Origin of the sequence: Bradyrhizobium sp. 186 (assembly GCF_023101685.1) — a bacterium.
Classification (GTDB): Bacteria; Pseudomonadota; Alphaproteobacteria; order Rhizobiales; family Xanthobacteraceae; genus Bradyrhizobium.
Genome location: NZ_CP082164.1, coordinates 8,011,818 through 8,026,028, shown reverse-complemented (window position 1 = coordinate 8,026,028; position 14,211 = coordinate 8,011,818). Strand labels below are relative to the sequence as shown.

General features: G+C 63.0%; 7 protein-coding genes. 6 read left to right on the top strand and 1 reads right to left on the bottom strand.

All coding sequences use genetic code 11. From position 1 onward, the window contains the following. Nucleotides 1-689: 689 nt before the first annotated feature. The 6 genes from IVB18_RS38505 to IVB18_RS38480 all read left to right on the top strand — a co-directional run bounded on the left by IVB18_RS38505 (nt 690) and on the right by IVB18_RS38480 (nt 12,527). On the top strand, nt 690-4,118 hold the full coding sequence (locus IVB18_RS38505) for a hypothetical protein (RefSeq protein WP_247985461.1): 3,429 nt from the start codon (nt 690-692) through the stop codon (nt 4,116-4,118). Between the two features lie 12 nt (nt 4,119-4,130). Beyond that, complete coding sequence (locus IVB18_RS38500) at nt 4,131-5,951, top strand: type I secretion system permease/ATPase (RefSeq protein WP_256476581.1); 1,821 nt, start codon at nt 4,131-4,133, stop codon at nt 5,949-5,951. An 18-nt stretch (nt 5,952-5,969) separates the two neighbouring features. Further along, nucleotides 5,970-7,331: an HlyD family type I secretion periplasmic adaptor subunit gene (locus IVB18_RS38495; protein ID WP_247985459.1), complete on the top strand. Its 1,362-nt coding sequence runs from the start codon at nt 5,970-5,972 to the stop codon at nt 7,329-7,331. A 1,508-nt stretch (nt 7,332-8,839) separates the two neighbouring features. Next, entirely contained in the window at nt 8,840-9,286 is a 447-nt protein-coding gene (locus tag IVB18_RS38490) for a hypothetical protein (RefSeq protein ID WP_247985458.1), read from the top strand. A gap of 269 nt (nt 9,287-9,555) precedes the next feature. Continuing rightward, nucleotides 9,556-11,352 carry an IS1634 family transposase gene (locus IVB18_RS38485; RefSeq protein WP_247983193.1) on the top strand — a complete coding sequence of 599 codons (1,797 nt, stop codon included), beginning with the start codon at nt 9,556-9,558 and terminating at the stop codon, nt 11,350-11,352. 938 nt (nt 11,353-12,290) lie between these two features. Beyond that, entirely contained in the window at nt 12,291-12,527 is a 237-nt protein-coding gene (locus IVB18_RS38480) for a hypothetical protein (RefSeq protein ID WP_247985457.1), read from the top strand. A gap of 745 nt (nt 12,528-13,272) precedes the next feature. On the opposite strand, the gene IVB18_RS38475 is transcribed toward IVB18_RS38480, so the two are convergent. Beyond that, nucleotides 13,273-13,572 carry a hypothetical protein gene (locus IVB18_RS38475; protein ID WP_247985456.1) on the bottom strand — a complete coding sequence of 100 codons (300 nt, stop codon included), beginning with the start codon at nt 13,570-13,572 and terminating at the stop codon, nt 13,273-13,275. Nucleotides 13,573-14,211: the final 639 nt, after the last annotated feature.

Genomic DNA, 14,211 nt, shown 5'->3' with positions numbered 1-14,211 from the left:
CGAAGAGACTCGTCTGGCGGTGAATGCTGCCGGGCGAGGGTGGTTTTTGAATAAGAAAGGCGCCGGTCATGCAGGTAGAAAAGCGCGAATTGTTCGAACAAGAGCGGAAGATATTCGAAGCCGGAGTGCAGCGTGCCGACAAGCGATCCGGCTCTTTCAGTTTCTTGACCCGGTCGTTCTTTATTGCCCAGCTAGTTGCCTGCGAGGAGTTTCTTGCCGCCCCGTTCAAATCTGCGCTGGCCAAGCAAGAAGACGCGACAGCCGCTCAGGCAGGTGCGGGGCCGCAAGGGACAAACGACGAGCTGCCTGCGAGCGATCCCGCGAAACCGGGCGCGGAGGATGAGAGGCCCAAAGGGCCGGCCGCCTCGTCGGACACGCATGTGGCTCAGCTCGATCCGACCTGGGTCCTGGCGGAGCCGCATGAAGACGCGCCCAGACCAAGCACCGCTCGTGGCGAAGCAGTGGCTACTGCGAGCTCTGGGGGTGGGGGTGGGAGTGGCGACGATGTCGATTTTTGCAAGCACCATGCTCACCCCTCAGCCGACGTTAGTTGCGTCAACTCGCTGTCAGCGGATTCCGACCTCGGAAGCACTCAATTGCCCGGTGAGTCACCGCTCGAATCCGTTCGGTCTAATGTGTTTTGCGACTCGTTTAGCCCGTCGATCGTCAGCTCCTTTCCCCCGCTTGGAATGCTCGGCGATCTGAGCAATGACGTGGTGGTAGGGATTGCGCCGGTCGAGGCGGCGGTGCCGCCGACGCTAGCGACGGCGAGCGACACCGTCATCACGGTGCCCAACGACGTGGCCGGCACGATTGCGTCGGTCGCGGCGATGGTGCCGCCGGCGCTCGCGAAGACGAGCGACTCCGTCAGCACGCTATCCGATGACGAGGCCGGCGCGATCGCGCCGCTCGAGGCAACGGCGCAGCCGACGCTCACGACCCTGGCCGACACCGCGGGCACGCTGCCCAACGACGTGGTTGGCGCGATCGCGCCGGTCGAGACGACGGTGCCGGCGCTCGCGACGACGACTGACACCGTCAGCATGTTGAGCCATGGCGTGACCGGCACGATTGCGCCTGTCGAGGCGGCGGTGAAGCCGGCATTCGCCACGGCGACCGACACCGTCAGCACACTATCCAACGACGTGGTTGGCGCAATTGCGCCGGTTGAGGCGGCAGTGCCGCCGGCACTCGCGACGGCGAACGACACCGTCAGCATGCTGCCCAACGACGTGGCTGGCGCGATCGCGCCGCTCGAGGCGGCGGCGCAGCCGACGCTATCGACTCTGGCCGACACCGTGAGCACGCTATCCAACGACGTGGTTGGTGCAATTGCGCCGCTCGAGGCGGCGGCGCAGCCGACGCTATCGACTCTGGCCGACACTGCGGGCACGCTACCCAACGACGTGGTTGGCGTAATTGCGCCGGTCGAGGCGGCTGTAATGCCGGCACTCGCCACGGCGACCGACATCGTCAGCACGCTATCCAACGACGTGGTTGGTGCAATTGCGCCGGTCGAGACGGCGGTGCCGCCGGCACTCGCGACAGCGAGCGACACCGTCAGCACGCTGCCCAACGAAGTCGCCGGCGCGATCGCGCCGCTCGAGGCGGCGGTGCCCCCGGCACTCGCGACGGCGAGCGACACCGTCAGCACGCTACCCAACGAAGTCGCCGGCGCAATTGCGCCGGTCGAGGCGGCGGTGCCGCCGGCACTCGCGACGGCAACCGAAACCGTCAGCGCGCTGCCCAACGACGTGGTTGGCGCGATTGCGCCGCTCGAGGCGGCGGTGATGCCGGCACTCACCACGGCGAACGACACCGTCAGCGCGCTACCCAACGACGTGGTTGGCGCGATTGCGCCGGTCGAGGCGGCGGCGCAGCCGACGCTATCGACTCTGGCCGACACCGCGGGCACGCTGCCCAACGATGTGGTTGGTACGATTGCGCCAGTCGAGGCGGCCGTGATGCCGGCACTCACCACGGCGACCGATACCGTGAGCACGCTACCCAACGACGTGGTTGGCGCAATTGCGCCGGTCGAGGCGGCGCAGCCGACGCTCACGACCTTGGACGATACCGCGGGCACGCTGCCCGACGACGTGGTTGGAACAATTGCGCCGGTCGCGGCGGCGGTGCCGCCAGTACTCGCGACGGCGACCGACACCGTCAGCCCACTAGCTAACGACGCGGTTGGTGCGATTGCGCCGGTCGAGGCGACGGTGCCGCCGGCGCTCGCGACGGCTACCGACACCGTGAGCACGGTGAGCAACGAGGTGGTTGGCCAGACGACGGGTCCAGACACTCAGTCGACCGCGTTGTCGCAAACGGTTGCATCGGACAGCACGGGAACTCACACCTTTGATAGTTCAGCACCCCCCCTTGAGATCGCGGAGTCGGCACTGACCACGGGTAACGGTGCGCCTGGTGATGTATCACAGCCCACCGATGTTGCTGGCAATGCTCTTGCGAGTGGCGCGCCGGTCCTTGAGACGAGCGAGCCTGTGCTCACCACAACAGCTGCCGCTTCGACCAATCCGCCGAGCGAGCTGTCGCATCCGGCCAACACGGCGAGTGTGACTGGCGACGCTCTGGCGAGTGCGACGCCGGTTGCTGACATGACCGAGCCGGTGCTCACCACAACAGCTGCGGCTCCGACCGATCCGCCGAGCCAGCTGTCGCATCCGGCCAACACGGCGAGTGTGGCTGGCGACGCTCTGGCGAGTGCGGCGCCGGTTGCTGACATGACCCAGCCGGTGCTCACCACGACAGCTGCGGCTCCGACCGATCCACCGAGCGAGTTGTCGGATCCGGCCGACACGGCGAGTGTGGCTGGCGATGCTTTGGCGAGTCCGGCGCCAGTCGCTGACATGACCCAGCCGGTGCTCACCACAACAGCTGCGGCTCCGATCGATCCGCCGAGCGACGTGTCACATCCGGCCGACACGGGCAGTGTGGCTGGCGATGCTCTTGCGAGTGCCGCGTCGGTCCTGGACACAAGGGAGCCGGTGGTCAGCACAACAGCTGCCGCTCTGACCAATCCGACCAGCGACGTGTCGCATCCGGCCGACACTGAGAATGTCGCAAGCGACACTCTGGCGAGTGCGGCACCGGTCCTGGACACGAGCGAGCCGGTGCTCACCACAACAGCTGCGGCTCCAACCGATGCGCCGAGCGAGGTGTCGCAAGCGGCCGACACGGGCAGTGTGGCTGGCGATGCTTTGGCGAGTGCGGCGCCGGTTGCTGACATGACCGAGCCGGTGCTCACCACAACAGCTGCGGCTCCGACCGATGCGCCGAGCGAGGTGTCGCAAGCGGCCGACACGGGCAGTGTGGCTGGCGATGCTTTGGCGGGTGCGGCACCGGTCCTGGACACGAGCGAGCCGGTGCTCACCACAACAGCTGCGGCTCCGACCGATGCGCCGAGCGAGGTGTCGCAACCGGCCGACACGGGCAGCGTGGCTGGCGATGCTTTGGCGGGTGCGGCGCCGGTCCTGGACACGAGCGAGCCGGTGCTCACCACAACAGCTGCCGCGCTGACCGATGCGCCGAGCGACGTGTCGCAACCGGCGGACACGGGCAGCGTGGCTGGCGATGCTTTGGCGAGTGCGGCACCCGTCGCTGACACGACCGAGCCGGTGCTCACCAGCGCCGGAGACTCGCTCAGCAACCCCGCGACCGAACCGGTAGAGCCGGCCGTGCCGGACACCAGCAGCGCTCAAACTCCTGGATCGGCCGACACGCTTCTTGCGCTCGCCACTACCGCTGACGCACCGATCGAGAGTTCGGGATCCGCCACCACTGCGCCGGAGAACGTCGTGACGGACACATCAAATGCCGCGGCGACCACCGCCGTCGCGAGCGATGTGATCGCGTTGAACGATGCGCCACCGCCTCCGGCAGATTCGCTGTTCAACGGAACCCAGTATACAGACTATGGCGTCACGCTCAGCAGCGACATCGCGCCCTCCCAGACTGCCGTGTCTCAGGCGGACGCCGCATCGGCTCAAGACGTTTCGGCGCCGGTGGCTGCCGACGTCCAAAAACCCGCGCCGCCGCCTCCCGACATCGTGGATAATACTCCGATCGATCATGTTGGAACTCATGATGCCATCCTCTAGTGGGAGGCAAACATGGCAGCTGTCGAGACACTGGACGATCCGCCGCGCAACCACTCCGGAGCTCAACTTCGCGTCGCACCCGGCGGCGAGGCCCGCGACTATGTCGGACCTGTCAACGCGCTGGCCGCCTGGCGTTCGGTCGCGCGCACCAACCTGATAGCGGTCGCAGCATTTTCGGTCGTTGTGAATCTGCTGATGCTCACGTTGCCGATCTACCTCTTTCAAATATCCGATCGCGTGCTGACGAGCCGTAGTCTCGAGACACTGCTGATGCTCTCGGCTCTCGCGCTGGCGTTCATCGGTATCCTCTCGATCGTGGACATTCTGCGTCGGCAGGTGCTAGGGCGTCTTGCGACCAAGATGGAAGCGGTGCTTGGCGGCGCAGTGCTGGCGAGCAGCATCAACAACGCCAGGGCCGGCGAGGGAGGAACCATCCAGGCGATCCGCAGCCTTCACCAGGTGCGGGGCTTCATCTCGAGCCCTATCATGCTTCTACTGATGGACGCGCCACTCTCGCCCCTCTACTTCGCAGTCATATTCCTCGTTCACCGACATCTGGGCTGGATCGCAGTCGTATCGGGCTTGGTCCTCGCACTGATTGCGCTGATCAACCAGAAAGCGACCTCGGAGCGTCTGAGCGAGGCAGGCCTGCATGCCGCCGAGGCCGATGCGGCGGCCGAGTCGCTGGCGCGAAATTCGCAGGTGATCAATGCGATGGGAATGCTGAGCGAAAGCATTCTCCACTGGGGGCGCCGGCAGGCGCCGGCGCTGACGGTGCAGAGCCAGGCCCTTGACCGGAATTTCTGGATCATCGGTGCGTCGAAGTTCGTCCGGCTCGCGGCCCAGATCACGATCCTCGGCACCGGGGCCTATCTGGCCCTCCACGCCGAAATCACGGGGGGCATGATGATCGCGGCTTCGATCATTGCCGGCCGCGCCCTGCAGCCGCTCGAGGGCTTGATTGAGGGATGGCGCAGCTGCGTTCAGGCGCGATCGGCCTATGCCCGCGTCAAGCAGGCGGTCGAGTCATTCCAGCGCGAGGCGCCTAAGCTGCGCTTGCCCAGACCGCAAGGGCGCCTGAGCGTTGATCGGGTCTTGTATCTGCCGCCCGGCTCGAAGGAGCCGGTGCTCAATGGTGTGTCGCTCGAGCTCGCGCCCGGAGAGTCTTTGGCCATTGTCGGACCGTCCGGATCGGGCAAGTCGACTCTCGCGCGCGTTCTGGTGGGTTGTCTGGTGCCGACAGCCGGCAAGGTCAGGCTGGACGGAACGGAGCTGCGCAACTGGGATCGCCGCCAGTTCGGGGAATATAGCGGTTACCTGCCCCAGGAGGTCGAGCTATTTCCCGGGACCATCAAGCAGAACATCTGCCGCATGCGCGACGACTTGCCCGACGAGAGCATCTATGAGGCGGCGATGTTGTCGGGAATTCACGACATGGTCTGCCAGTTGAAGCAAGGATACGAGACCGTGCTCGACCGCAGTGGCGGGCCGCTCTCGGGAGGACAGAAGCAGCGCATCGCGCTCGCCCGGGCTTTCTTCGGTAATCCGTCCCTTGTCGTGCTCGACGAGCCCAACTCGAATCTCGACGCGGCGGGGGAGCAGGCTCTGACCGAGACCCTGCAGCGCGCCAAGAGGCGGGGGGTCACGGCGGTGGTCGTAACCCTGCGCCCGGCGCTACTGAACAGTGTTGACAAAGTGCTCATACTGCGGGCCGGACGCGCGGAAGCATTCGGCTCTCCGAGCGAGGTGTTGCATCGCCTGGTTCGGTCGCCCGGCAGGGCCGGCGGTGATGAGCCGGAGCAGCCGCAACGCATCGAATCCTCGGGCGGGTGACCAGCGCGGGAGGACAGCATGAGAGCGGTAAAGGACGACATCGGCGAGTGGTACCGCGGTGTTCCGCTGAGCGCCAAATGGCCCATCTTCACCGGCCTCGCCATCCTGGTTGTTTGGCTCGGGTGTTTCGGCGTTTGGGCCGCAGTCGCTCCACTCAACAGTGCGGTCGTCGCCTCGGGCACGTTCGTGGCTACCGGGCAGAACAAGTTAGTCCAGCACTTCGAGGGCGGCATCATCCGCGAGATTGCGGTCAAGGACGGAGATGTCGTCGAGGCCAACCAGGTCCTCGTTCGCATGGACGATACCGCTGCCAACGCCAAGCTGAAACGGCTGGTTTTGAAGAAGTATCGACTGCTCGCCATGAAGGCGCGTCTAGAAGCTGAACTGAGCTCTTCGGATGCAATCGAAACTCCGGCCGAATTCAGCGAGAAGGCTCGTGATCCAGAAATCAAAGCGATTCTTGAGCGGCAACGTGCCGAGCTTCAGGCGCGCCGGGCTAGTCTGGTGAGCGAGGAAAGCGTACTCGTAAAGCAAATCGCTGGGCTAGAGGAAAGCATCCGCGGATATCAGGCGCAAGTTCAGTCGACCAAAGAACGTATTGCCTTGTTCGCCGAAGAGCTGAAGGACAAGAATTCGCTTCTTGGCCAGCAGTTGGTCCGCAAGTCGGATGTGCTAGCGTTGCGACGCTCAGAGGCGAGTCTCGGGGGCGACCTCGGCGAGTATCTCGGCCGCATCGCCGATTCGAAGGAGCGGATCGCTCAGGCGAACGAAAGAATAGCGCAGCTGCACGCGACGGCGCTCCGGGACGCGATCAAGGAGCTGCGCGAGACCGAGGCGGAGCTGGACGACGTCGAGGAGCAGATTCGCGCCGCTCAGGATGTGGTTGACCGGGTCGATGTCCGTTCGCCGGTCCGAGGTATTGTGGTGAAGAACAACTTCCATACGCCGGGCGGCGTCGTCTCCCCTGGTGCCGTGATCCTTGAGCTCCTGCCAATCGGCGACGAGCGCATCATCGAGGCACATGTGAATCCCAAGGACATTTCGCATGTGAGCGTAGGCCAGCAGGCGCTGGTGCGGCTGTCGGCACTCAACCAGCGCATCACGCCCATGGTCGGGGCGAGCGTCATCTACGTGTCAGCGGACACTGTAGCGGAACAGGAGGTAAGGACGGAAACACGCCCTGACAATGACACGCGCCGAGGATACTATGTCGTTCGGGTGCGCCTCGACCAAGATGATGTTGTCAGGCGAATGCCTGAATTCATCCCGACGCCCGGGATGCCCGCGGACGTTTACATCAAGACCGGAGAGCGTACGTTTTTCGAGTACATCATGAAGCCTATCCTCGACAGCTTCTCCCGCGCGTTCCGTGAAACCTGAAGGGAGCGAGCATTTTGGACGTCAATGCTGAGCTCTCGCGAGTACGGTGAGCTCAAGCCTTTCGGTCTAGGCTTGCTAAAGCGGCGCCACTTCGCTCAGCCCTTCTCGCGTTCGTTTTTCATGGCGGCAGGACAGCCCCGAACTCCGTCCTGCTCGTTCCGGCCTCAGGTCCTGAACAGCGACTGCGCGACATACTGCGTCGCTTCCGTGCGGTATCGGCGCGCCATGATCGCGCTAATAAGTTACGCCTAGCGGCCGCAATCGTTGCTTTTGCGGTCTCCGTGCCATCGTTTGGGGTCTGGCGTCGAGCCGTTGGCCCGCGACGACAACGCTCAAACATATGGCGCCAAGATGCATTCCGATGGTAAAGCCTGCATGACATGCCTCCGTTGTTTGACTTTGGAGGCCCGATCGTCCGTGCAGTTCCCGGCCCCTGGCTCGAGCCGGTTGGTGAAGCAACCAAGCCCGGTGCCGTCCCCATAGACCATCTTGATGAGGTTGGCCCTGCGGGCCACGGAACACGAACAGGTGGCCCGCGAACACCGGCGCGGTTCACGGAGCAGCAGACGCGCCGCGATGCCGTCGTGGCGGGCGACCTCCGACAAGGCTGGCGCCGCATCACCTCCGTGACGATCCGTCGTTTGTCATCTTCGCTGAATCCCCGCCGGTGTCCCTCGCGTGGCGGCGGGGCGATCGAGCCGGCGGCTCGTTAGTCATATGACCAAGGCTATGACTTAGCCTATGACTAAGGGTGTGACTCAGGCCTCCGCGCCCGGTACAGAAGCTTTGGCGCCGCCGGTTGTGGTTCGGCCGTGAACTTGGCCGAACGCCTTCAGCGGAATCCCGTGCGCCTCGCAATACCTTCGTTGATTCCACGCGGTCCGCTGCCACGCCTCATGGTGCGCACGCCAAAGCGCCTCGCCATATCGCACACGCAGCTGGCTCTCGTTCGCCATCCTGGTCTCCTTTCATCGGCACATCGAGGAGGAGAACAGATCGCGTCCACGCGCCGCGAAACACGCGTGTGAGAAATGGATGCTTACCCGCCGGAGACTTTTTCCGTTGCTCAGGGCAACGCGAGTCCCTGTTCGCCGGCGAAAAATTCCCTGTTCCGATCCGGGTCGCGGCGCGCCGCGACGCTGGGGATTTCTGGGGATTTTCAGGTACTTCTCGCCAACTCTCGTTGCCAAGGCGGCGCCTTGCGGTGGGCGTTTTCCCTGCAAAAGTCCCTGTTGCCAGGGAATTAATGGCAAACAGGAACCGCGTTCCCCCGTCATGGTTAATGGCTCGGCCAAGGAGATTGTTCGATGTCCCATGCCATCCCTTTGGTTCTCGCCGCGATCGTCGCGAGCTCATCTCTGTTGGTCCTGGCGCAAGCAGGCGGCGCAAATGCGGGGTCCGCGGGTGCGGGCACGGGGACGGGGGCGAGCAGCGCCAACGCTGGCCCGTCGGCGCCTGCCGGGATGGGGACGCGTGCAGGCAGCGCTGGTCCGTCGGCGCCCCCAGGAATGGGGACGAAAGACACCGCCACGGGCGCAAATCTGGGCACCAACGGCCAACCGAGAAATCCGAACGTTCAGCCCGCCACGCCGGCGAAGTCGCGGGCGGCAGTCCAGGCCGCAAGAAATGCCGGGGTTGGTCACGCTCAAAATGGTCTGCCGATCGGCGCGCTTGGGACGGGCACGAGCAATGAGGACCAGCTAATCATTGGCCCGTCGTCCACCCGAAACACATCAGCCCCTGCAGCACAGGCCAAAGCAAACATCAGTGTTGGTCATGCAACAAATGGTCTTCCGGTCGGAACGTTTGGGAAGGGCACCAGTCTTTCGGACGAGGTGAACCGCCCGCGCGCCGCGCGAGCTGGCGATAAAGTGCTGGACGCCCAAGCGCGGGTCGAGCGACGAACAACTGTTTCGTCCAAGCGCATTCCCGGCCGGGTAAAATTAGGTTTGTAGTCTGCGAAGGAAGCAGCGTGCAGAGATACAATATCGTGGAGCGCGGTCGAGGCGGTCCTCGCACCAAGAGCGCTGTCGCGTTCAGCGCGCCCACGCCATCCTAGCCCGACTTCGCGGATTCGCGCTCGAAATCGCGGATTTTGAGATTTTTTGCTCGGCTAAGTGATTGATTTGCAAGGAGCGAGGTCGTCGGATTCGGCCGAAAATGGCTGTAGTGAAGACCTACCCGATTCCCAAGGGCGGGATGATGCGGATAGATTCTGCGCGTCATGTTCCTGCGACGCACCGAGCGAAAGAAGAACGGCAAGGCGCACCATTACTGGAACGTCGTCGAGAGCAAGCGGCTCGACGACGGACGCGTGGTACAGCGGCATGTGCTGTATCTCGGCGAGATCAACTCTTCGCAGGCGGCGGCCTGGCGCAAGGCGATCGAGGTGTTCGACGAGGATGCCGGCCGCCCGCGGACACTGGCGCTATTCCCGGAGGATCGATGCGATGCGGTCGCAGGCGATGCGTCTGTCGTTCAGCTTCGCCTGTCCGAGATGCAGCTTCGTCGCCCACGCCAATGGGGCGCGTGCTGGCTGGCCGGGCAGTTGTGGCAGGAACTTCAGCTTGATCGGTTCTGGGCCGATCGGTTGCCCCCGAGCCGCAAGAAGACGAGGTGGGATCAAATCCTGCAAGTGCTCGCGACCTATCGGCTGATCGCGCCGGGCAGCGAATGGCGGCTACATCGGCAATGGTTCGGCAACAGCGCGATGGCCGATCTCTTGGGGACTGACTTCGGCCTGGCTGAAGAGCACAAGCTCTATGCCTGCCATGACCTGTTGCTCGAGCATAAGGAGGCGCTGTTCTCGCATCTGGTCGGGCGTTGGCGCGATCTGTTCAACGCCGACTTCGACGTGCTGCTGTACGATCTGACCAGCACCTACTTCGAGGTCAACGCCTCGGACTTGCCGCAAGGCAGCAAGCGCCGCCACGGCTACAGCCGCGACAAGCGGCCGGACTGCCCGCAAGTCGTGATCGCGCTGGTGGTGACGCCGGACGGCTTGCCGCTGGCTTACGAGGTGCTGCCCGGCAACACCGCCGACAGCAAGACGCTGCGGATGTTCCTGGGCAAGATCGAACTGCAATATGGCAAGGCGCGGCGGGTCTGGGTGATGGATCGCGGCGTGCCGACCGAGGCGGTGCTGGCCGAGATGCGCAACAGCGATCCGCCGGTGCAGTATCTGGTGGGAACGCCGAAGGGACGCCTGAACCGGCTGGAGAAGCACCTGCTGCAAAAGCCATGGCAGGAGGCGCGGGAGGGCGTGAAGGTGAAGCTGTTGGCCGAGGACGGCGAGCTTTATGTCTTCGCGCAAAGCGCCGATCGGGTCACCAAGGAACGCGCGATGCGGCGGCGGCAGTTGAAGTGGCTGTGGAGGCGGCTCCGGCAAATCGACGCGATGGAGGTCACGCGCGAAGAGCTGCTGATGAAACTCGGCGGCGCGCGTTCGAAGGCGCCGGCCGCCTGGCGTCTGGTTGATATCGAGATCGACAAGGAGCGCCCGAGCTTCACCTTCGCGCTCAATCGCAAGAAGCTGCGAACGACACGGCGGCGCGAAGGCCGCTACCTGCTGCGCACCAATCTCAGCGACAACGATCCCGCCCAACTATGGCAATACTACACCCAGCTCGTCGCCGTCGAAGAGGCCTTCCGCAATCTCAAAGGCGACCTGGCGATCCGTCCGGTCTTCCATCAGGACGAGAAGCGGATCGAAGCCCACATCTTCATCGCCTTCCTGGCCTACTGCATGCAGATCACGCTGACCCGTCGCCTTCATGCGCTGGCGCCCGGGCTGACCGCGCGCAGCGCGCTCGAAAAGTTCGCCGCCGTCCAGATGATCGACGTCCATCTGCCGACCACCGACGGGCGCGAGATCCTGCTCACTCGCTATACCCACCCAGAACCCGAACTGCAGCTCTTGATCGACCGGCTGAAACTCCGCCTGCCACCGCAGCCGCCGCCCAGGATCACCACAGCCGCCGTCACCCAAGCCAACCGCCGTAGTGAAGACCTTTTGACATAAGCCTTTGATTTACAACGACCGGGTATCTTCAAAACCCGCCAATCCGCGAAGACGGGCTAGTCCTGGTGCCCTCTGAAGCGCCGCCCAACTGCCTCCCACACTTGAACGAATGGAAGGACGAAGACGGAAAGAACTCTGATCGCAACCGGAATAATAACACGCCGCAGTGATGGTGGCTCATCATCCAATCGACAGGCCATCTTATTGATCGGTGCCGGGGATGGAGTTTCCTCCGAGGGTCTTGGAGGGGGAACAGGCCTGCGTGAGGGCACGACGACCATAACAAACAGGACGTTGATCAGTAGCCATATTCCCAAAATGAGAAGGATAGTACTCACGAGGAACGACCATGGTTTGATTTAGAATCTGCCGAGCTTACCTCCTGCCTCATACCTAGGATGCAGTCGGCACCACAGCGCGTTGCGAAGGAGCTGCTTAGCGAGTCCGGGCAAAAACGGCCTCGACATCCACCCTACCAAGATGCCGAGGCCGTCAGGCCCGGAGCGCGTTGGCGAGCGCCCGGGATTGGTCGCAGCCTAGTCCGGCGCAAAACTCGGGTCTGTGCGCTTTCGAACATTCACGCACCTTCCTGGCGCCGTGTTCCAACTCATCCGGCGAGGGCCAGACAGGGATGGCTCAGCCTGGGTGGCCCGTAGTCAGCCGCTGGGTAACCGGATGGATCGGCGGCGGCTGGGACGGGATGACAGGGCCCGCCGCGAAACGCCACTCGACATCCTCAGCCCGCAACGTCCGAATTGGGTCCAGAGTCTCGGATTTGGCTAAGCCGCCACGTGGCTCCATATCGCACGGTGAAAAGCGGCTAATTTGCAGCTAAGAAAGAACCAATATCCTGTTCCGGGAGTTGACTCATGCGCCATTCGAACAAGCAAGGTTGTTGTTTGCGCCGAAGATGAGTTTAGAACCTGAGCCGGAACAACATGAAGGACCTCAGGCCACGATTGGAGAAGGTCCGCGCCGAAGCGAGAGGCTTTGCCCATATGAGTCAGCTGGCGACGGACGTAGAAAAGCGCGCGCTGTTTAAGCGCTTGGCGGATGAACTCGCCATCGAAGCTCTTGAGCTTGAGCAAATCGTGAAACAACAGGAGCAATTAGATCCCAGCGACCAGCACGAGGTCGTGGAATTTAAGCCGTCCTCCCAGAAGAAGCGCGGCTGACGCGGGAGAGAAGCTAAGCGGCCGGCTTATCTCCTTATCCGCCCGCGCGTAACGACCTTTGAGCATAGCTTCGTCAACGGCCGCTGCGCCGCCGTCGCCTCATCCCCGCGCACGGATCCGGACATCGCGCTCTTTGATCGATCCTCAAGATCACGGTTCGGCGCGGTCACCGCATTCGGTGCCGTTGTCAGGCGTAGACGAGATGCGGAGCGGGAATCGGTTTGGATTTGCTGCCGCGGGCCGCCGCTAAACTGCATTCACGCTTGGGCCTTGGAGCCTGTCGTCGCCGCGGTGGGCCCTGAAATCCGCCGGGCCGCCGTCATTAACTTTCGGCTAAAGCGACAAACGATTCACATAAGTAAGTGCGGGAACGACCTCGTCGCACTTCATTCACGAGGGCATCATTTTCCGATTCGTCCAGCGGCGGCCATGGTCCAAGCTTTCAAGCGTGGAGTGGAGGCTTCTGCAACATACGTGAACACCGAGTTCGAGCGGTCGACGCCACTGCGCTGCTGTATGAGCACCTAGAATGGCTCACTTCTCAGCGCTACGAATTGGAGAACCTTCGCGTCAGGGTGCGCGAGGCAGAGCGGAAAACGACAGCGACATACCCAAAGCGGAAGAGGGCAGCTGCTGCGGCGGTTAGCACGGCGAAAGCGAAAGCCTCCGCGCATCAAGCGACACGGACTGCGCGCAGTAGCGTCATCAGCCAAATCACAGGCTAGAGCAGGCCGGTCGACGAAGCCTAATGTTGGGTTTGATCCAACGCTTTGAGCAAGGCGTGGAGAAACGCGCTGGCATGGTCATAATTTGCATCGTCGTCCGCCACCGCGCGAGCGCGTGGACCGATCACGCTGCCGTCAATTTCCGGTTCAGGTGCCTCAACGCGCTCTGGCCACTGATCGAGGAGGTCATCGGAGGTAGTTCGGCCCGACGTAAATAGCTTCAGCAGCCGAGATGCACGATCGTGCTGCTTGTCATGTCGGGCCGCGAATACAAAGAGGGCGAATAAGCTTCGCGAATCATCGCGGGATACTGCTCGCATGAACATTCTCCGACGTGAAAACAACGGTCAGCAAATCACACTGACAATATGCGCGTTTTCCAGCCGACAGATATATAACGAAAGTGTTAAGTTGCCCGGCGATCAAGATGCAAGTTAGACCCGGCGGTCGCAAGCTAAACGACCGCCGGGTTTCACCGCGCTGGCATTGGGGTACGCTCTCAGTTTTTCTGCTTTGGCGGCACGCGTCGGTTCGGTTTACGACTCTCATTGCATCCAACAGCCAAATGTTGCGCGAGCGCAACGCAGCTCGGCCGCAACGCCGTCCGGTACATTAGACATCCCGGCCAGGGTTTGATCCGACGGGGCCCGCGGGACTACCCCGGACCATGCGTGCCCGGCTCCGTGGACAAGCCCGACGGCGACGCGATCTCGTGTGGCGAGCAGCTCCGCGCCTCGGCGTTCAAACCGCCGACCGGTCGATCCATTTTATCGAAGTTGCGAGAGGCCGTGCAAATCGGTCGTGCGATTTAATTGAGGCGGAAGAGAAAATCGCCATAGATTATTTCCTGTTTCTGGAATTGCTCCCTGCTCGACGGTGAAAATCCCGTATATTTGCGGAGTTGCGCCCAGTGTGGCGACAAATCAGTTTACTGAAGCTATTAATAATTAAATATCTTT